A 20,524-nucleotide genomic window follows, 5' to 3' on the forward strand; every position below is an offset into this window, starting at 1 on the left:
AAGCTCTCCAGCGCCGATGGTAGTTGGACTGACGTCCCGTTAGAGTAGGACGCTGCCAGGCAAACTTTTAGAGACCCTTTGCGGTCTCTTTTTTTGTATAATGAGATTATAATATTTTTTATTTCAAACAGGTGATTATATGATAAAGATAAAAGCAGATAATATAGAAAAAACCAGACAGATAGCAGGAGCATTTGCTGATAACATTAAAGACAATGATGTTCTATTACTTCGAGGGGACCTGGGTGCCGGTAAAACGACGTTTACTCAGTCACTTGGAGAATATCTCGGTGTCAGGCGACGTATGACATCCCCGACTTTCAACATCATTAAAAGTTATCAAGTTAAATCACTCAATGTACATCATATGGATTGTTACCGTCTGGAATTCAGCGATGAAGATCTTGGATTTGAAGAATATTTCGGTAATGGCATTGTCATTGTGGAGTGGCCTGATTTCATTGAGGAATATTTACCGGAGAAAGTCATTAATATAACAATTACCCATGATGGTAACGGGCGTCTGTTTGAAATAGAAAATATGAATTTAAATGATGAAATTATGGAGGCATTGGATGAAATCTCTTTTGATTGATACATCGAACAAAGTAATATCACTGGCTATTAATGATGATGGTATTCACATAGCAGAGATTAATGCCAACGTGAAAAGAGCCCATTCAGAAACGCTGATGGTGTATATCAGCAATCTGTTTGATTATGCAGGGATGAAAAAAAGTGAGATTGACCGTATTATCGTTGCACGCGGACCTGGTTCGTATACAGGTGTGAGAATTGGTGTAACTGTAGCAAAGACGCTTGCATTCAGTCTAAAAACTGAGTTGTATTCTGTGTCCTCCCTATTTGTTCTTGCAGCTTCATCCGATCAGCAAGGCATTGTAGCGCCGATATTTGATGCAAGAAGGGGTAACGTCTTTACGGCAGCCTATAAATTTAACGGAGATGACTTTGAAGAGATTCAGGTACCTCGACACATGTCATTCGATGAAATCAAAGAAATAATGAAAGATGAAGACGTCCACTTTTATGGGAATACGAGCGAGCAATTTAAAAATGTGGATGATTTCTCTCATTTGACACCGAGAATTTCCAATGTCGAGCGTTTTACCGGCGCGCTTAAACAGGAAGATGTTCATGGTTTAGTACCTGAATACTTAAGAGTATCGGAGGCTGAAAGAAATTGGATGGACAAGAATCAGTAAATATAAGAGAAATGACAATTGAAGATATTGATACGGTACATCTGATAGAAACAGCTTCTTTTACAAAGACATCGTGGACTAAGGAGGCTTTTTTAAGAGAGCTTGGTGTAAACAGGTTTGCCCATTATTTCGTAATGGAAAAAGACTCCGAAATCATCGGCTACTGCGGTCTTTGGCTGATTTTAGATCAGAGTCAGATTACAACAATTGCAATAAGGGATGATCAGCGGGGCCTCGGCCTGGGGCATGCTTTACTCAAGTATGTTAAGGATTATTCTGCAGAGTCGACCAAGACTTTGTCTCTTGAGGTCAATATCGATAACGAGGCAGCGAAAAGTCTGTATGAAAAAGAAGGGTTTTCCTATGGAGGAATACGTAAAGATTATTATGGACCCGGAGAGGATGCACATGTGATGTGGGTGAAGTTGGATGAATAAAGACATTACAATATTAAGTATAGAAACGAGTTGTGACGAGACAGCATGCAGTGTCGTGAGAAATGGACATGAACTGCTGTCGAATATTGTGGTCAGCCAGATTGACAGCCATAAAAGGTTTGGCGGTGTTGTGCCTGAAGTGGCTTCCAGACACCATGTTGAGTCCATTACAACGGTCATAGAAGAGGCTTTGGATCAGGCGGGCTTAACACCTGAAGAACTGGACGCTGTCGCTGTAACGGAAGGACCTGGATTAATCGGGGCACTTTTAGTCGGTATCAATGCTGCAAAAGCTTTCAGTTTCGCACATGACCTCCCGCTGATTCCAGTGCATCACATCGCGGGCCATATTTATGCGAATCAGCTGGAGGAAGAGTTGACATTCCCTCTGATGGCTCTGATTGTTTCAGGCGGCCATACAGAGCTGATCTACATGAGAGATCACCTGAGCTTTGAAGTAATCGGTGAAACACGTGATGATGCTGTCGGAGAAGCTTACGACAAGGTGGCACGGGTCATCGGTCTGCCTTATCCGGGGGGGCCACATATAGACCGACTGAGCAAAGAAGGCCAGGATACATTTAACTTCCCAAGAGCATACCTGGAAGCAGGCAGTTATGACTTCAGTTTCAGCGGATTAAAATCTGCAGTAATCAATTCTCTCCACAACCATAAGCAGAAAGGCCTGGAAGTGAACGAGAAAGACGTTCCAGCTTCATTCCAGCACAGTGTGGTGGATGTATTGACAAATAAAACCATGCAAGCTGTTGAAGAGTACAAAGTAAAAGAATTGATCATCGCAGGGGGCGTTGCTGCAAACAGCGGACTCAGAGCAAGATTTGAACAGCTGACCAGAATGCAGGGTATCAATCTGCACATCCCTGAACTGAAGTTCTGTACTGATAATGCTGCAATGATCGGTGCTGCCGCTTATCAGTTATATTTAAAAGAGCATTTTACAGGGCTTGATCTGAACGGACGGAATTTTATCGATATAGAAGAGTATGCCAAATAATATATTATCCCAGTCTACACTGTAGACTGGTTTTTTTAATCTCATTCTTCAGAAATAATCCACTTTTCTAAAAATTATGTTTGACATCGTATTCATACCCTGATAGTATGATATTTAACTTAAAACAGAATAAAGTCCTTATCTAGAGCAGGGGAGGAAATTGGTCCCATGATCCTGCGGCAACCTCACTTTTTAAGAGTGGATGGTGCCCATTCCAACAAGCAATGTGCTTGAAAGATGAGGAGGAGCGTTTATCATAAAAGCCTCTTCCTCAGGAAGAGGCTTTTTCTATTCCTACTGTCTAAGTAAGAATTAAGTGGATTAATGCTAAAGGGAGAGATTAATTATGAAAAAACAAATTCGTCTGAACGGTTTCACTCAAAATACTGTAGCACCGCATTCACCAGGATTATGGCGCCATCCGGAAGACCAGGGCAGTCGTCATGCTGATCTCGATTACTGGACTGATCTTGCCAGGCTATTGGAAAAAGGAAAATTTGATGCTGTCTTTTTAGCGGATGTACTCGGAGTATATGATGTTTACGGAAACAGCCCTGATGCTGCAATTAAAAATGCTGTGCAGGTGCCATTGCATAATCCATTGCTTCAAATTTCAGCAATGGCTGCTGTTACCAAGCATATCGGTTTTGCACCGACTTACTCTGCGACTTACACAGAACCTTACAAACTGGCCCGTGAATTTTCTACGTTGGACCATCTGACCAAAGGACGTGTGGCATGGAATATTGTTACATCGTATTTGAACAGTGAGGCAGTCAATTTAGGAATGGAAGGTCAGATCAAACATGATACAAGATATGACCGTGCAGATGAGTATATGGATGTCGTCTATAAATTATGGGAGCACAGCTGGGAAGAAGACGCAGTAGAAGCGAATAAAGAGACTGGTGTTTATTCGAATCCTGATAAAGTCCATCCAATAAGACATGAAGGTGAATTCTTCAATGTTCCGGGTGTACATCTGGTGGAGCCATCACCACAACGTACCCCTGTATTGTTCCAGGCAGGTGCTTCCGAGAAAGGCAAAGCTTTCGCTGCGAAACACGCTGAAGCGCTGTTTACGACACTGGCGAGTGACCTGGATGAATTGAAGGCATTTACATCAGATATAAGGAGCCGTGCAGTGGAAAACGGCAGAAATGCAGAAGATATAAAAATTTTTCCTGGAATCGTACCGATTGTCGGACGTACGGAAGAAGAAGCCCAGGAAAAGTATGAAGAACTTTTATCATATGTCAGTTATGAAGGGACAGCAGCAATGCTTTCAGGGCACACGGGTGTAGATTTCTCCCAATATGAACCCGATCAATATGTGGAAGATGCAGATACGGAAGCATCGCACGGTTTCCTCAAAAAATACTCGGCAAGTACGACCAGAAAATGGACAGTGAGAGAAGCAGTGCTCCATCACGGCCTCGGTATCGGGGCAAGCAAGGTGATCGGTACACCTGAACAGATTGCAGATGAACTGGAAGCAATGGCGAACATCGGCGATGCCGACGGCTTTAATATCATTCAGGCAGCAAGCCCTGCAACTTTCGAAGACTTCATAGAACATGTGATTCCGGTACTTCAGGAACGCGGCAGCTACAGAACAGAATATGAGGCGTCAACTTTACGTGAAAACCTGTTTGGCAAAGATAAGGTAAGAATTCCAGAAAATCATCAGGCGAAGAAAGTTGAAATAGCCAAAAAAGTGAATGTTTAAATAAACAACAGCCCTGAAAATTTATTCAGGGCTGTTTCTTTGGTATTCTGATTTTAATATGGAGTAGTAGACATCATTAAAATACTCTCCCTGCTTCCACTTATGTACATGTCTGAGTACACCTTCCTTTTGCATGCCAAGCCGCTCCAAAACTTTTCCTGATGCGGTGTTCCGTTCATCGTACATGGCCGCAATACAGTCGAGTCCGAGAACCTCGAACCCTAATTTTAGTATGGCTGCTCCGGCTTCGGTCATATAACCTCTGCCGTGATATTTTTTATTTAAAGTATAGCCGATGATGGCTCTTGAATCTTCAGTTTTTCTTCTCAGTTCAATCGTTCCTATCATCTTCCCGGAGGACTTCAATTCAATGCCATATTTCCCAAGCGATTGTTCTATAAAATAGTTCACTATCGCTTCTTCAGTGTCGGACGGTGACGCATGACGATCGAAAACATAATAGGTGGTTTCTTCATCAGAAGCATACTCATACATATCTGCAGTATCCTTTAACGTCACTGGTCTTAAAATCAACCGCTCGGTTTCCAGCCGGCTATGCTTTGCCAGCAACACTTTATAACTGTTCAAATAAACCCCTCATTTCTTCAACACAATCAATTTCTTTCAATTATAACAAAGTGAACAGATGACAAATTAAAGATGAAGGACGATTAAAATAATAGTGAATATTATTGCAAAATATCTGAAAATAGATATAATATACACAACTGCATATTCAGGTAAAAGAGTAGTCTGTGAAAATTGTAAGCGAGCCGGAGAAGGTGGGAGCCCGGTAATTGAAACAGATGAACCGCATTACAGTCAATCGGTGGCGACACCGTTATCAATTGAGAGTATATTTGGAGTGGTACCGTGAGCAATTCACCTCTATTAAGGAGATGGATTGTTTTTTTTATTTTATAGGAGGGATTTTAATGTTCAAAAAGTATATTGCTGAAGATTTACATAAGATTTTAAAAGAAGATTTAACATATGAAACCATTTTAGAGATTCTAGAGGTGCCTGCCAAGAACAATTTTGGAGACTTTTCATTCCCTGCTTTTACATTGTCGAAGATATACAAGAAATCACCAAAAGAGATAGCAGAGAGTATCAAAGACGAAATTCGAAGTGAACTCTTAGATAAAGTCGAAGTGATAAACGGCTTTGTGAATTTTCACATAGATAAACAAAAAGGCAGCATCATCATCATGGATGAAATTCAAAAAGAACGTTATGGAAAAACCAATCATTTGAACGGAGAGAAATTGGTGATTGATTTCTCGAGTCCGAATATAGCAAAACCTTTTTCGATGGGGCATTTGCGGGCAACGATACTCGGAGATTCTCTTTCCAGAATACTTGGGTAGAATGGTGCAGAAGTAACAGGGATTAATCACCTGGGAGACTGGGGCACACAGTTTGGAAAACTCATTGTCGCGTATACTAAATGGGGAGAAAAGGATGCTGTTGAAGCAAATCCCATAAAAGAACTTTTCCACCTTTATACGTACTTTCATAAAGAAGCTGAAATACATCCGATTCTTGATGACGAAGCCAGAGAAGCATTTAATCAACTTGAACTTGGTAATACGGAATATACAGAACTATGGCAGTGGTTCAGAGAAGTATCTCTGGATGCATTCCAATTGTTGTACGATCAGTTAAATGTGTCATTTAACCATACACAGGGAGAATCTTTTTATAATGATCAGCTGGATGAGACTGCCAAATTGTTGAAAGAGAAAAATTTATTGGAATTTGATGATGGTGCTTACATAGTAAGACTTAAAAATATACCGCCGGCATTGATTAAAAAGAGAGATGGTGCATCACTTTATATCACTCGTGATGTAGCAGCCATGCTTTATAGAGCCGAAAATTACGAAGCGGATAAAATACTATACGTTGTTGGTCAGGAACAATCAGTTCATTTTGAGCAACTTTCGCAACTTGCAGAACTATTGCATGTCAAAACTGAAATCGAGCATATTCCTTTCGGGATGATATTGAAAAATGGAAAAAAGATGTCTACGAGAAAAGGTGAAGTCGTTTTATTGGAAGATATTATTGCAGAAGTTAAAGAGAGAGCACTCGAAGTAATTAGTAATAAGAACCCCAATCTAGAAAATAAAGAACAAGTAGCAGGGAAAATTGCAATCGGGGCGATAAAGTTTCATGATTTGAAGAATGATAGGATGAATAGCTATGATTTCAATATTGAAGACATGCTGAAATTTGACGGAGAAACTGCAACCTATGTGAATTATACCAATTCCCGTATTCAGTCAATATTAAGTAAAAATCAGGTTGTCCATAATAAGGAATTTGTATTCGAAGAAAATATGTGGCCAATTTTAAAACATATGGCAAAGTATGAGGAAGTTCTTGAAGAAGCGGCTATTCGTTATTCACCTTCGGTAATATGCAGATATGTCATGCAGTTGTGCAGACTGTTCAATACTTATTATGGTCAGGAAAGAATTATCAGAAGTAACAATGAAAAATCCAAACTGATTCTGCTACAGTTGATATCCCGTAATATTAAACAAGCGATGAGTATGCTCGGGATAGAAACGGTGGACAGTATGTAGTCCCTGTATTATAAAAGGAGAAAACCATATTCCGGCTTTCTCCTTTTTAAATTCATAAATTTATCTGTACTGATTAAATTGATTGTTCCCTTTTTCTTTCTGCACCTGTTCTACGGCATCATCGACCTTGCCCTGGGTTTCTTCTTGTTTTGAGCCGGCCTTGGATTTTTCATCTTTGAAATCGTGTTTCTTGGCCTGTGCTTTTTCTTCCATCTGTGCTTTTTGTTCCTGGCCTTCTTCAGCCTGTCTTTGTGCTTCGTCTTTCATCTTTTCTACTTGATCTTTATGTTCTTCAGTCATCATTACACGCTCCTTTGAATTACTGTATACTTACTTTTACCATTCTCCGGAAGGAGTTAAACAAATATCTTTCATCACATTTATTTTGAATCTGAAAAGTGTATAATGACAAATAAATCATGAAATTTATATTTAAACTGATTTGTACGGAGGGGTTGCATGGTTTATTTCAAAATATTATTTCCATTAATCTTCTTGACTGCATTTCTATTGTTATTGAACCGGTCATCTATTTTTAATTCAGAAGGCGGAAAGTTCAGGCATTCGGAAGCAGACCTCTTTCTTAAAGGTCTTTTGGGGATTGAAGCAGTGGCAGTTTTAATCATATTGATGTTTATCTTATAAGGAGGGATTTTATTAATAAAAATAAAACCGGTCACTTTTTAGGAGTACTGTCCATACTGGCCATTATTATAAATGTCATTATATTTTTCACACAGAGAGGTCCTGATGCCGAACCTTACTTCATCATTGTTTTTGGCATATTATCCCTCGGGGGAATCGTTTCAGCTGTATTATCTCTATGGCTTACCAGGAAATTAATTTTGTTTTTCTTAGGTCTGCTTGGAAACAGCACGATTCTTGTTTTTGTATTATTCCTGCTGCTGGCAATGGGGATCGGTGAACCGTAACCATTTACCTGGATAACGATAAAATTTATGATAGGGATTATTTACATCATGTATTGTGTTAAACTTGAATCTGCATTTATATAAATAAAAATCAAAGGGAGAATTATATGTCTGAAGCTGCCATGAAAATTATTGATTTACATAAGAAAATCGGACGCAGTCATATCATCAAAAATCTTGATTTTGACATCAGGCCGGGAGAGGTTTTTGGTTTCATAGGACCAAACGGTGCCGGCAAGACGACGACAATACGGATGATGGTGGGTCTGCTCAGCATAACGAAAGGTGATGTGGTCATACAAGGCCACAGTATAAAAAAGGACTATACAAAAGCAATCGGTGAAGTCGGAGCGATAGTGGAGAACCCTGAAATGTATCCCTTTATGACCGGTCTGCAGAACCTGAAGCATTTCGCAAGGATGTCCGACGGAGTGACAAATGAACGTATAAAAGAAGTGATTGAGCTGGTTGGTCTGGAGAAGGCAATCAAGACGAAAGTCAATAAGTATTCGCTCGGTATGCGACAGCGCCTTGGCATAGCACAGGCGCTCCTGCATAGTCCATCTGTACTGATATTGGATGAGCCGACGAACGGTCTGGATCCTACCGGCATACGTGAAATTCGAAGATACATCAGACGTCTTGCGGTTGAAGATAATGTATCTGTCATTGTTTCGAGTCATCTGCTCAGTGAAATTGAATTGATGTGCGACCGTATCGGTATCATTCAAAATGGTGAGCTGATTGCGATTAAAGATCTGCATGAAAAAGCTGAAACGAATGAGTACATCGTCAATCTTGATGTGTATCCTATGGAGATGTCTATTGATATCCTCCATAAAATGACTGGAATAGAGATTTTGGATACCGAAAGAGGAGTACAGATTAAAACTATAAAAGAGAACATTCCGTTTCTTGTGACGACGCTCGTCCAGAACGATATAGAGATCTACGGGGTAAATGTGCTCCAGTCGACACTTGAAGATCAATTTATCGAGATGATTGGAGAGAATATCATTGAATAAATTATTCAGCTTAATTATAAACGAACTGGGAAAGATATTTGTGCTCAAATCCACGTGGATCATGTATATCATTCTTGCCGGCATTATTATAGTGAGTGCTGTCATTACAAGCACTTCTAATTTCGTGAATACTGATAAGACTTATTCCGATGATTGGAAGACAGAACTTCAGGAAGAAAATGAAACACTGATGACTGAAATTGAAGAAGCAGAGGATGATCCTTTCATAGAATCCAGTAATATGGATATCATTGAAGAAAATGAATATCATATTGAGAATGATGTCCGGCCGTACGGCTACCATGCGGGAGACTTTACGATGGACAACCTGTTTCTTACTTCGCTGATCAGCCTGTTCACCATAATTGTCGGCGGCGGTATAGTTGCGAATGAATTCAGATGGGGGACCATCAAACAGCTTCTGATCCGGCCGATTTCAAGAAGTGTGATTCTTCTGTCTAAATATATTGCACTTCTTTTATTCACATTGTTTACTGTACTGTTTCTTATTTTGATCGGTGTGGCAGTTGGCGCATTATTTTACGGCCTTCCCGCTGTTAATCCTGAAATAGTGGTGACACGTCCGGACGGTATGGCGACTTCAGCACTGGTGCTGGAGGCACTTATGATGTATGGATTCAGAACACTGAATATTATTATACTGGCCACATTCGCCTTTATGATTTCGAGTATTTTCAGAAGCAGTGCACTTGCCATCGGTCTGGCGATGTTCCTCATGTTTGCAGGTTCGACAGCCGCCCAGGCACTTGCGAGGTATGAGTGGTCCAAATTCATTTTATTTGCCAATACGGATCTATCTGTATACTTCAATCTCGTCGGACCGATCCGTGACGAGATGACCATCGGATTTTCAACAGGTGTTATTGTAGTTTATGTGATTATATTCATCATAGCGGCTTGGATGGTATTCACTAAACGTGATGTTGCTTGATAAAATTGAATCAACTATAAGAAAACGAAGATCATTTCTGATCTTCGTTTTTATTATGTGTAAATTGATAAAGCGAACATACATTCAACTCTATCGAATGAAACATACATTCAACGTTGTCAACAGGGAACATTTGTTTTATCCACAGACTGTGGATAACCTGTGGATTAAACTGTGTTTCATTTTGGATAAGTCATCAACATCTGTGGAATTAAATGTGTATAACTGTGCAAAACTTTGTGGATAATGTGGATAAGTCGTTAAAATACTGATTTAATCACACCATGGCTGTGCATAACTTTGTGATGAAGTATAATTCTGACAAATTACGTTATACACCGAACATATGGTTAAAAAAGAAACGTCCGGTACATTGACCGAACGCTTCTATGTTTCTGATAACAGCTCTTCGCTTTCTGCCCATTGTTCCATAACAGTTTCCAATCTGTCATTTCTGTCTATCAGCTGATCATTGAGTTCTGCGGATTTTGTATAGTCATTGTAAACTTCCGGATCCAGCAGCTGATTTTCTATACTCTCTATATCTTGTTCAAGAACGGTTATTTCCTGCTCAAGAGTTTTAACTTGTTTTTTCAATTTGCCTATTTCATTACGCTGTCGTTTCTGTTCTTCATAGCTGAGATGACCTTTATTTTCAGACTCTGTTTCTTTTACTTCAGTTTCCCGTGTTAATTTCAATTCCTCTTTTTTATGAAGGAAGTAGTCATAATCTCCATTAACTAAAAACAAGTTCTCTTTTTCCATTTCCAAAATGCGGTTTGCTATTCTGTTGACGAAATATCTGTCATGAGAGACGAATATGATGGTGCCTTCAAAATCATCGAGTGCATTTTCAAGGACTTCCTTACTGTCGATGTCCAGATGGTTCGTCGGTTCATCGAGTATAAGGACATTATTTTTTTCAAGCATCAGCTTTGCCAGCTGAATCCTTGCTTTTTCACCGCCGCTCAAATCATTGACGCTTTTCAGCACTTCATCCTGTGTAAATAAAAACCGGCCTAATATTTTTCGGACATCGCTTTCCTTCATCTCAGGGTACTCGGACCACAACTCCTCAAGGACATTTTTGCTGGAAGTGAATTCGGCCTGTTTCTGATCGTAATATCCGATTGAAACATTGGTGCCGTAAACGATGTCACCGGCTTTTTTCTGTATTTTCTTTGCGATGGTTTTGACGAGAGTGGATTTACCGATGCCGTTGGGGCCGAGTATCGCAAGCCTGTCCCGTTTTTCCACACTGAAGTTGATATGGTTGTTAAGCACCTCATCATAGCCGATTGACAGGTCATTGATTCTGAGTACATCATTACCGCTTTCACGCTTTATATTGAAAGTGAAATTGGCATTTTTATGATCCTGTTTCGGGGCGTTGATGCGTTCCATCATTTCGAGTTTTTTCCGTCTGTCTTTTGCCATGCCGCTCGTGGAGGCACGTGCGATATTTTTATCGACAAAATTTTCCAGTCTGGCAATTTCTTTTTGCTGTCGTTCATATTGCTTCATGGTCAACTGGTATCGTTTCTCTTTTTCCACAACATACTTGGAATAATTGGTGTGATAGAGTGTACCGGTGCCAAGTTCCACTTCATATATTTTGTCGACGGTTTTATCCAGGAAGTATCTGTCGTGACTGATGATGACGACAGCGCCCTGGAAGCTGTTTAAATACTGTTCGAGCCATTCTACCGTATCCATGTCCAGATGATTTGTCGGCTCATCGAGAAGCAGCAGATCGGGCTTTGAGAGCAGCATCTGGGCAAGTGACAGACGAGTCTTCTGGCCGCCTGAAAATTCATCGACTGGACGCTCAAGATCGCTCACATCAAAACTCAATCCGGTCAGTACCATTTTGATATTGGAATCTATATGATAGCCGTCCTGATTTTCAAAAGCGTTTTGAAGTCTTTCCAGCTTGTTCACATAGTCCTGGTATTTCTCATGGGTATATTCATTATTTTCAAGCCATAGAGTGACTTCATCCATTTCATCTTTCAACGCTAAAACTTTTTTGAATGGACGTCTCATCTCTTCTTGTACCGTGAGACTGGACTCCAAAGTCATCTGTTGGGTCAAATAACCGACGGATGTTCCTTTGGGCTGCGTAAGATTACCGCTGTCATAACTCATTTCCCCGGCCATTATTTTCATCAGAGTAGTTTTGCCGGCACCATTTTTGCCAACGATACCTATATTTTCACCTGATTTGATTTCCAAAGTGACTTTATCGAAAACCAGATCAGTGACAAATGATTTTTTTAAATTAGATAATTGCATTACGATCATAAATTTCCCTCACTTTCTTTATAGTCTACAACAGTATACTGAAAAAAACGATGGTAATTCACATGCAATAGTAGGAAGGAATGCACTATTTATGCTATAATAATGTCATTAGTCAATGGGTAGGTGTAAATGATTGTGAATACAAAAAAGAAAATTCCAAACGCAACAATGAAGCGGCTACCTCTTTATTATAGATATTTTAAACAAGTAGAAGAAGCAGCTACTGACAGAGTATCATCAAAAGAGATAAGTGAAGCTTTGGATATTGATTCAGCCACAATCCGAAGAGATTTTTCTTATTTTGGAGAACTTGGACGTAAAGGGTATGGCTATAATGTAAAAAGCTTATTGAATTTCTTTATGGAACATATCCAGGGTACCGACAAGAAAAACATTGTGCTAGTGGGAGTAGGAAATTTAGGCAGTGCATTATTGAATTATAAATTCAATAATTTAAGTGATAAAATGAATGTAGTCGCAGGTCTCGACAACAATGAAAAACTGATCGGCACAAAGATTAATGATGTCACGATTCATCACACAGATGAACTTGAATCAATAATTGAAGAGGGGAATGTGGAAGTTGCAATATTAACCCTGCCGGTTTCAGCGAGTCAGGAAATGGCTGAAAGACTTGTCGATGCAGGCGTTAAAGGCATTTTGAATTTCACACCGACAAGATTGGATTTAGACAAAAAGATTTATGTACATAACATCGACCTGGGTGTTGAGTTACAAGCATTATTCTTTTATATGAAGAATTTATAGAAAGGGGAAAATAATTATGTATACATTCTTATTACCATCCACTTTGATGGTCACCGGTCCCGTCAGTTTAATCGTAATCGCAGTAGTGGCATTAATCATTTTTGGACCAAAGAAACTCCCGCAGTTCGGGCGGGCTATCGGTTCCACATTGAAAGAATTTAAAGATGCAACTAAAGGTTTGGCAGAAGACGATGAGGACGAAGAAGAAAAGAAGAAAGAAACTAAGAAAATTGAATCAGAGTCATAATAATAATGGTGGCGAAAGCCACCTTTTTTTAAGAGGTGAATCAACTTATGCAAGATGAAGAAAAAAAGGATATAATGGAGCATTTGGATGAGCTCAGAAAACGATTGCTCATCGTAATGTATTTTTTTCTTGCTGCATTAATTGTGGGCTTTTTTTTATCCCAACCTTTAATTTATCAGATGCAGAACGCACCTTGGACTGGGGATATCCAAATGCACGCCTTTCAGGTGGCAGATCCGCTTAAAATTTACATAATGGTGATTATAATCATCGCATTTGTTATTATTTTACCGGTCATTCTCTATCAGCTATGGGCTTTTATTTCTCCGGGACTGTACAGTAATGAGCAAAAGCTAACATTGAGTTATATTCCTATAGTGATGATATTGATGTTGACGGGTATGGCTTTCAGCTACTTCATTGTCGTACCTTACATTGTACAGTTTACTTTTGATTTATCGGCAAATATGGGAATAGAAACGACGATAGGAATTAACCAGTACTTTGGCTTCTTGTTCCGCATTGTACTGCCATTTGGTGTAATATTCCAGATGCCGATTTTGGTTCTCTTTTTGACACAGCTGGGGATGATTACACCTATGTTTCTAAAACAGAACCGTAAATATGCTTACTTCATATTATTCATCATTGCGGCTATTATCGCACCGCCGGACTTTATGACACATATAATTTTAACGATTCCGATGATCCTGCTTTATGAAATCAGCATCGTAATTTCTAAATATGGTTACAAGAGATATTTGAAAGCAGAACAAAAAGCAATAGAAGAATCTTTGGATGAAGATTAGGGGGTAGAGGGTTGGATAGACATGAAAATATTCAATTGAAAGCGTTAGAAGCGATGAGTCATAACGATTTAAATTCGTATATTGAACATGTTAACAGTAGCCCGTGGCGCCAGAAATATCATGTGGAAAGTGTGCTTGGTTCAATCAACGCGCCTGCTGCGGTATTTTATGACGACAACAGTGAAAAATACCATCTGTTTTACACATGGAGGCCGGTGTTGGAAGAGGAAGAACAGCATTGGTACCATGTGACTTCCAAAGATCTTTCAACGTTCACTAATGAGGGTGTTAAATTAAAGCCTGATACACTGTTTGATGATAAAGGTCTTTCCTCGGGTTCCTCATTAAATATAAAAGAACGGGAACATATCTTTTATATCGGGCGTTCTCTTTCACAAGGGTCATTCAAATATAAACAATTGATAGCCCATTTGGACGAACGTTATAAATTGATTAAACATACTGTCCCTCTGGTTGAAGGTTTTGAAGCGCAATTCAGTCAGCTTAAAGATTCTAAAGTGATATTGACGAACGGTAAATATATTTTATTGATCGGAGCAGAGTCTGACAATGAGAATGGCTGTCTTGCAGTGTTTGAAGCGGATAATGTTTCTGAATTTGAGTACAAGGGCATTCTTCAGACCGGGCTGGATGAGTTCGGCTGGCTGTGGGAGTATCCTGATTATTTTTCTGCGGGCGGCAGGGATGTTCTGGTGTTTTGCCCACAGGGCGTTGACAGATACGGCAATTATTTCAGAAATAACTTTCAGGCAGGTTATCTGATTGGAGATATGAATTTTGATCATTACTCCATGACTCATGGTGAATTTAAGGAGTTCGATGCCGGTTTTGATTTTTATGCACCAAAAGTATTCACTGATTCAGAAAAGCGTCAGGTGATTATCGGAAACTTGCACATGCCGACGACCTCCTATCCGACGGAGAATTTTCATTATGAAAACTGTCTGAGCATTCCGAGAGTTTTAAATGTCGAAGGTGAGAAGCTCAAACAGACGCCGCATCCTAACATGATTAATTTAAGAGAAAATGAAGTGACTGCTCTCGGTTATTTTAAACAGTACAATAAACGCATGAGAGATTTTTATGGAGAGTCTTATGAATTGATCGTAGAATTCAATGATTATAATGCGAGTGAAATCTACCTGAACTTACGGGTGGGTAAAAGGAATGAAACGCGCCTGATTTATAATGTCGAAGAGCGTATGTTCAAACTTGATACTTCTTTCAGCGGTGAACAGCCTGAAGGGGTGGAGGAATGCGAGCGGCATGTACATTTGGATACTCCTTTATATAAACTTCAAATATTCATGGATGTTTCAAGCCTGGAGATATTTATTAACGATGGTGAAGCGGTCATGAGTGCAAGAATATTCCCTGAAAAAGACGCCAGGGGAGTGGAGTTATCCACCGAGACAGGTCAGTGTTATGTGAACTTGATCCGCTATGATTTGAAAGCATTCGATCATGACGAAATTATATCTCAAAATTAAGGTCATTAATTTGTAAATTTAAGTAATATTTTGCTAAATTTATCATCAAAAATGAAGAAATCATGTTATAATTAACTAAATATTTATAGTATTTGTAGGGAATCAATAAGTTTGGGGGAAATGATATGTTCTCGGTACTGAGCCAGATTAGTAAAAGGCAAGAATACATGACACCAGTTGAACAACGTATAGCAACATTTATTCTTGAAAACCCTAGGAAAGTTATTAATATGCCTGTTAAGGATATCGCCATCAACAGCAATACGAGCGATGCCGCCATCGTCAGATTTGCCAAAAGAGTGGGCCTTGCAGGTATAAAAGAACTAAAAGTCGAGTTGGCTAAAGAACTGCATACGCTTGAAAAAGAAAATATTTCAAGAGTGATAGATTTAGAGAGAGATAATCATAAAGATATTTTTGATAAAGTGTTTAAAAATACGATTCAGGCCCTTTATAACACTGAAAAGATTGTCAGCCGTGATGTAATGAAAGAAGCTGCGCACTTGATCTTGCAGGCAGACAACACATTTATATACGGTGTCGGGGACTCGGCAAACGTCGGTCAGGACATGGAACAGAAACTTCACCGTGTAAATGTGAATGCATTTTTTACAGCAGATAAATATTTATGTTTCACAAGGTTGTCCAATGCGGCAGAAAATGATGTTTTATTTGTCATAACACTTTCAGGGAAAACGGCGGAAGTCATCGAAGTGGTGAAGAAAGCGAAAGCGCTTGGTGTTAAAACGGTCATACTGACACAAAACCATGCATCGATAGCGAAAAGACATTCTGATCTGGCGATTGAAATTACGGAAGAAGAGACCAATATACAGTATATGAATATGACAAGCCGTATTGCACAGCTGGTAATCTGTGATGTTCTATTCTTCTATGTGTGCAGGGAGCTTGGAACTTCAGCATATGATAATATTATAAAAACTTATGATGCCACCCATTAAATATTGAATAAAAATTATGAAGAACCAGTGACCTGGTACCTCCTAAGTTTACAGATGAAATAAAAAATCTGTAAAACTTAGGAGGATTTTTTATGGCTCGACATAGAAGTTTTGAAGAGAAGATACAGATCGTTGAATATTATTTAAAGAATGGAGATATAAAAACGACAGCTCAGCGCTTTGATATTAACACCAATACAATCAGTGAGTGGCTGTTGATGTACCAAGAGAAGGGACCGGATTCATTAAAAGTCAGCAGGCGTCATCAGTCATATACCACTGACTTTAAAGAAATAGTCATTAAGGAATATCTGAACACAGACATCGGTTATAGACCACTCGCCAGAAAATACAATATTCCAGGAAAAGAGACAGTCAAGAAATGGGTTCTCGAGTATACTGAAGGTAAGAAAATCAAGTCTACCTTTGGAGGGACGTCGTCTATGACGAAATCCAGAAAGACCACATACGAAGAACGATTAAATATTGCACAATATTATGAGTCAAATGATATCAGTATCCGTGAACTGTCCGAGCGGTTTGAGGTCACCTATCAACAAGCCTATCAATATGTGAAGAAATATGAGGCGGCCGGTCAGTATGGGTTGGAAGATCGACGGGGCCGTCGTAAACCCGACAGTGCACTAACAGAAACGGACAAACTGAAAAGAGAATTGGAAGTGGAACGTCGGAAACGAAAGAAAATGGCGGTTGAGAATGCCTTCTTAAAAAAGTTGGAAGAACTCGAGAGGAGACGCAAGTAAGCCGAGTTCGGGGTCAACGTATTCATGAAGCAATCACAGCGCTGCACAGGACAGGCTATTCCATCTCTGATCTGTGCGAAGTCGCTAACATCAGCCGTCAAGCTTATTATCAATATCAGAAACGCCAGAAACCACAATACGAGGTGGAAAACGAAAGCATCGCAGAATGCATCGCTGAGCTTTATATTAAATATAATGGTGTCCCGGGTTATCGAATGATGAGAAATTTAGTCAATTGTCACTTGAACACATCCTATGGTGCGAGACGGATCCTACGGATTATGCAGCTCATGGGTATCCAATCCGTCACACGTAAAAAGAAGGTCGTACGCACTCAGAAATCTGGAGACTTCACAGCAGATAACGGTTTAGGCAGACAGTTCATCTCAGAATTCAAGAATGAGAAATGGCTGACGGATGTGACCGAATACAAACTGAAGAATGGGTCTCGTGTCTTTATGTGTGCTATCCTGGATTTGTTTGATAACAGTGTTGTCGCCCATCATTTTAGCTTTAGTAATAATAACCAACTGGTATTCAAAACATTCGAAGCCGCGCTGACAGCCAATCCCGGCGCCTCACCCATGGTACACAGCGACCGCGGTTTCCAGTTCACTTCATATGGTTTCAGAACGATTTTGAAAGCCCATGGTATGACACAAAGTATGTCTCGTCCGGGAAAGTGTATTGATAATGGCCCAATGGAATCCTTTTTTGGTAAACTCAAAGCAGAACGGTATCACTTAGTAAGAAAAGTTGAGGGGTATCAGACGTATGATCAACTCATCAATGACTTAGGCTTGTACATCCATTTTTATAATAATGAACGCCCACAAGATGTATTATATGGACTGACCCCCATCGAATTACGGCGTGTTGCCGCATAAAAAAACTGAGATTCGAATCTCAGTTTTTTTATTTCACTGTAAACTTTAGTGATACCAGGTCACAGTCAGTTTTGACCGGTTATTTTTGTTTTAAATATTACATAATTATATTGCTTGAAATAATATTGAAATAATTGATGACTAGTATTAAAGCTGTGTTACATATTTCAAAAATTGTAGATAGAGATTGGAAATTTTTATATACTTATCTTATCAGTTTAGACTGTGCTTAGATATTTCAGTATGGAGGAATAGATATGAATAGAAAATCGATTAAAATCACACTAATATCCATACTCATTTCATCAACTCTTTTTAATATGACAAATAATACACTTGCTAATACAGAAGAAAACGACCCCGAAGAATATATGGAAGAACAATCTGAAGGAGATGAATTTGAGGAGAGCACTTACGAATCCGAAAATGATACTTATGAATCAACTGAAGAAACATATGAAACTTTTATATTTAAACAAAGTATAAATTTCTAATTATCTTTTTATATTTTCTTAAATGCTCGTAAAGCCTTATTCTATGTGCTTTCGAGTATTTTTACTGTAGGAAGATACTTCACGTTTCTTTGCATATTTCCTCATGTCTTAGCTGTCAGAAGTGGTAAATAAGTAGTAAATTCATTTGTACTACTAAGCAACAAGACGCTCCTGTTGCTTCTCTTTATTCAAGCGTTTCATTTCTGCCATTGCAGAATCGAATGTTGCATGTGCGTAATAGTTCAGCGTCATGGCTATATTAGCATGTCCCATAATGTACTGTAATGCCTTTGGATTCATTCCTGCATTTGCATAGTTGGTACAGAATGTATGTCGCAAACTATGTGGAGTGATGTGTGGCAATTTATCCTCGTTATACTTATTGTATTTCTTAACAAGACCTTTCATCATGCCGTTGTAATCACTTGCCACTTTTGGATAGTTCTTTCTATTAAGAAAGAGGAAATCACTATATCCATCAATCTCAACACGCTTATCATTCTTTCGATTCGCTAACACTCGCTTAAATGCTTGATAGGCTTCTTCAACCATAGGAACTTGACGTTCGCCACTTTTGGTCTTTGGTGTTTCAATGTAGTACCCAATTTCAGTATCTCTCAATAGCTGATGGTCTATATTGACAAGACGATTCTCAAAATCTAAATCTGGAAGTGTCAAACCACCAAACTCTGAAATACGAAGACCTGTTTTTAAGAGTATCAGAATTTCATCATAATTTTTGCTGTAGGTTTTATCAGCTTTTGCAAAGGCTAACAGTTTTTCTTCCTGTTCTTCTGTTAGTACGGTCTTAGGGACAGTATCATCATCAAGAACTGCTTTCAGTTGAAAGTCAAATGGATTCTTCCGAACACAATCATCTTGTATAGCAATATAGAATGAAGCCTTTAAAGAACGTTTGTAGTTATTGATGGTTTGATAAGCATAACCATTTTCACTCATTCTAATAGCCCATTCTTTAGCGTCTGATGGCTTAATACTGTCAATACTTCTTACACCTAACTTGTCTTTCTTCAAAATATCCATAAGATATTTGCGTCCAGTTTCAGTGTTTTTTCTAACCTTTGGTCTTTGAGCGTTCTGTTTTGCGTAAAGCTGGCAGAGTGTCATTTTCTTTCCTACAACATCAATACCATCATGAATGTCTTTCTGTAACTCTGCGATTTTCTCTCTAAGTGAGATACAATCACGCTTTCCTGCTGGTACTCGGTCTGTAGCCACAAGTTTCCACGAGTAAACAAATTGCGGTTCTCCAAATGAATCTATATATTTGTATAAGTATCTTCCGTCTTTTCGTTGGCTCTCTCCAGTCTTTAAGATTCGACCTTTATTGTCACGTCTTTTTTCTGACATGGCATTTGCTCCTTTCCTTTATGGAAAGAGCCTTGATACGACTTAATACTATTTTATCATATACAAGACCCTTTGGCGACGCTAGATTGCGTCCAATGTATCTATAATTTTTTCAAATTGTTTTCGTTTAATCTGAATACGATTGCCATTCATAATCAGCCAATTTGCATTTTTATTTTCCTCTGCCAAGCGTCGTAGCTTGTTTTCGCCAATACGAAAATATTTTGACGCTTCTTCAATGGTTAGGGTATAACGTTCCCAAATAGGAATGTCAGTCTGCTTCATAAAATCCTCCTTTCCAAATCACTTATTTGGATTTCATAAAAGTTGTTTTACCAGCAATCGAACAGCTTTAGCAAAGCTCACGGGAGTTCCACCCCTGCATGGTTCTCATGTAGCCATACTCATTGCCTGCGACGGTTTTATCACGCTCGGACTATTGACTGTATGGGAGTATCATTATCACGATAAGAATGTCGTTGCAGGCAATCCTGCTAAAG

21 protein-coding genes, 1 pseudogene and 1 riboswitch are annotated in these 20,524 nt (G+C 39.1%); of the genes and pseudogenes, 17 read left to right on the forward strand and 5 right to left on the reverse strand.

From position 1 onward, the window contains the following. Positions 1 to 139: 139 nt before the first annotated feature. From tsaE to BO48_RS14385, 5 genes are all read left to right on the forward strand, one after another. Positions 140 to 595: a tRNA (adenosine(37)-N6)-threonylcarbamoyltransferase complex ATPase subunit type 1 TsaE gene (tsaE, locus tag BO48_RS14365; protein ID WP_496368457.1), complete on the forward strand. Its 456-nt coding sequence runs from the start codon at positions 140 to 142 to the stop codon at positions 593 to 595. Next, a complete protein-coding gene (gene tsaB, locus BO48_RS14370) occupies positions 576 to 1,223 on the forward strand; it encodes a tRNA (adenosine(37)-N6)-threonylcarbamoyltransferase complex dimerization subunit type 1 TsaB (RefSeq protein ID WP_496368459.1) in 648 nt (215 codons plus the stop codon). The genes tsaE and tsaB overlap by 20 nt, the downstream gene beginning before the upstream one ends. Further along, positions 1,202 to 1,660, forward strand: coding sequence for a ribosomal protein S18-alanine N-acetyltransferase (gene rimI, locus BO48_RS14375; protein ID WP_496368461.1), 459 nt, complete (start codon positions 1,202 to 1,204; stop codon positions 1,658 to 1,660). Before tsaB ends, rimI begins: the two co-directional genes overlap by 22 nt. Beyond that, positions 1,653 to 2,675, forward strand: a complete 1,023-nt coding sequence (gene tsaD, locus BO48_RS14380; RefSeq protein WP_496368463.1) for a tRNA (adenosine(37)-N6)-threonylcarbamoyltransferase complex transferase subunit TsaD — start codon at positions 1,653 to 1,655, stop codon at positions 2,673 to 2,675. Before rimI ends, tsaD begins: the two co-directional genes overlap by 8 nt. A gap of 135 nt (positions 2,676 to 2,810) precedes the next feature. Then, positions 2,811 to 2,919: riboswitch (SAM riboswitch) on the forward strand. Between the two features lie 102 nt (positions 2,920 to 3,021). Beyond that, positions 3,022 to 4,404: an LLM class flavin-dependent oxidoreductase gene (locus BO48_RS14385; protein ID WP_496368465.1), complete on the forward strand. Its 1,383-nt coding sequence runs from the start codon at positions 3,022 to 3,024 to the stop codon at positions 4,402 to 4,404. A gap of 21 nt (positions 4,405 to 4,425) precedes the next feature. Here the strand turns inward: BO48_RS14385 and BO48_RS14390 are convergent, their stop codons facing one another. Next, positions 4,426 to 4,992 (reverse strand): GNAT family N-acetyltransferase, encoded by a 567-nt coding sequence (locus tag BO48_RS14390; protein ID WP_496368467.1) that lies wholly within the window; start codon positions 4,990 to 4,992, stop codon positions 4,426 to 4,428. Between the two features lie 347 nt (positions 4,993 to 5,339). Between BO48_RS14390 and argS the strand changes: the two are divergent. Then, positions 5,340 to 6,998: pseudogene (gene argS, locus BO48_RS14395) on the forward strand (arginine--tRNA ligase). A 60-nt stretch (positions 6,999 to 7,058) separates the two neighbouring features. Here argS and BO48_RS14400 read toward each other — a convergent pair. Next, positions 7,059 to 7,298, reverse strand: a complete 240-nt coding sequence (locus BO48_RS14400; RefSeq protein ID WP_496368469.1) for a hypothetical protein — start codon at positions 7,296 to 7,298, stop codon at positions 7,059 to 7,061. Positions 7,299 to 7,457: 159 nt separating this feature from the next. Between BO48_RS14400 and BO48_RS14405 the strand changes: the two genes are divergently transcribed. From BO48_RS14405 to BO48_RS14415, 3 genes are all read left to right on the forward strand, one after another. Beyond that, positions 7,458 to 7,643, forward strand: coding sequence for a hypothetical protein (locus tag BO48_RS14405; RefSeq protein ID WP_496368471.1), 186 nt, complete (start codon positions 7,458 to 7,460; stop codon positions 7,641 to 7,643). A 394-nt stretch (positions 7,644 to 8,037) separates the two neighbouring features. Beyond that, on the forward strand, positions 8,038 to 8,955 hold the full coding sequence (locus BO48_RS14410) for an ABC transporter ATP-binding protein (protein WP_496368473.1): 918 nt from the start codon (positions 8,038 to 8,040) through the stop codon (positions 8,953 to 8,955). Beyond that, the gene (locus BO48_RS14415; protein WP_496368475.1) at positions 8,948 to 9,907 is read left to right on the forward strand and encodes an ABC transporter permease; all 960 of its coding nucleotides are present in this window, start codon (positions 8,948 to 8,950) and stop codon (positions 9,905 to 9,907) included. The genes BO48_RS14410 and BO48_RS14415 overlap by 8 nt, the downstream gene beginning before the upstream one ends. A 387-nt stretch (positions 9,908 to 10,294) precedes the next feature. On the opposite strand, the gene BO48_RS14420 is transcribed toward BO48_RS14415, so the two are convergent. Then, positions 10,295 to 12,211, reverse strand: coding sequence for an ABC-F family ATP-binding cassette domain-containing protein (locus BO48_RS14420; protein ID WP_496368477.1), 1,917 nt, complete (start codon positions 12,209 to 12,211; stop codon positions 10,295 to 10,297). Between the two features lie 132 nt (positions 12,212 to 12,343). Here BO48_RS14420 and BO48_RS14425 point away from each other — a divergent pair, with 132 nt between their 5' ends. The 8 genes from BO48_RS14425 to BO48_RS14460 all read left to right on the forward strand — a co-directional run bounded on the left by BO48_RS14425 (position 12,344) and on the right by BO48_RS14460 (position 18,653). After that, positions 12,344 to 12,979 (forward strand): redox-sensing transcriptional repressor Rex, encoded by a 636-nt coding sequence (locus BO48_RS14425; RefSeq protein ID WP_496368492.1) that lies wholly within the window; start codon positions 12,344 to 12,346, stop codon positions 12,977 to 12,979. Between the two features lie 16 nt (positions 12,980 to 12,995). Beyond that, positions 12,996 to 13,226, forward strand: a complete 231-nt coding sequence (locus BO48_RS14430) for a twin-arginine translocase TatA/TatE family subunit (protein WP_496368479.1) — start codon at positions 12,996 to 12,998, stop codon at positions 13,224 to 13,226. 47 nt (positions 13,227 to 13,273) lie between these two features. Then, complete coding sequence (tatC, locus tag BO48_RS14435) at positions 13,274 to 14,035, forward strand: twin-arginine translocase subunit TatC (RefSeq protein WP_496368481.1); 762 nt, start codon at positions 13,274 to 13,276, stop codon at positions 14,033 to 14,035. Between the two features lie 11 nt (positions 14,036 to 14,046). After that, complete coding sequence (locus BO48_RS14440; RefSeq protein ID WP_496368483.1) at positions 14,047 to 15,546, forward strand: glycoside hydrolase family 32 protein; 1,500 nt, start codon at positions 14,047 to 14,049, stop codon at positions 15,544 to 15,546. Between the two features lie 125 nt (positions 15,547 to 15,671). Further along, positions 15,672 to 16,508, forward strand: a complete 837-nt coding sequence (locus BO48_RS14445; RefSeq protein WP_496368485.1) for a MurR/RpiR family transcriptional regulator — start codon at positions 15,672 to 15,674, stop codon at positions 16,506 to 16,508. A 92-nt stretch (positions 16,509 to 16,600) separates the two neighbouring features. After that, entirely contained in the window at positions 16,601 to 17,272 is a 672-nt protein-coding gene (locus BO48_RS14450; RefSeq protein ID WP_496368487.1) for a helix-turn-helix domain-containing protein, read from the forward strand. A 20-nt stretch (positions 17,273 to 17,292) separates the two neighbouring features. After that, on the forward strand, positions 17,293 to 18,159 hold the full coding sequence (locus tag BO48_RS14455) for an IS3 family transposase (protein WP_496368494.1): 867 nt from the start codon (positions 17,293 to 17,295) through the stop codon (positions 18,157 to 18,159). Between the two features lie 257 nt (positions 18,160 to 18,416). Further along, complete coding sequence (locus tag BO48_RS14460; RefSeq protein WP_496368489.1) at positions 18,417 to 18,653, forward strand: hypothetical protein; 237 nt, start codon at positions 18,417 to 18,419, stop codon at positions 18,651 to 18,653. A 153-nt stretch (positions 18,654 to 18,806) separates the two neighbouring features. Here the strand turns inward: BO48_RS14460 and BO48_RS14465 are convergent, their stop codons facing one another. Then, positions 18,807 to 20,024 (reverse strand): tyrosine-type recombinase/integrase, encoded by a 1,218-nt coding sequence (locus BO48_RS14465; protein WP_001291561.1) that lies wholly within the window; start codon positions 20,022 to 20,024, stop codon positions 18,807 to 18,809. Between the two features lie 81 nt (positions 20,025 to 20,105). Continuing rightward, the gene (locus BO48_RS14470) at positions 20,106 to 20,309 is read right to left on the reverse strand and encodes an excisionase (RefSeq protein WP_000814511.1); all 204 of its coding nucleotides are present in this window, start codon (positions 20,307 to 20,309) and stop codon (positions 20,106 to 20,108) included. Positions 20,310 to 20,524 lie beyond the last annotated feature (215 nt).

Source organism: Lacicoccus kunmingensis DSM 17847 (assembly GCF_059568765.1).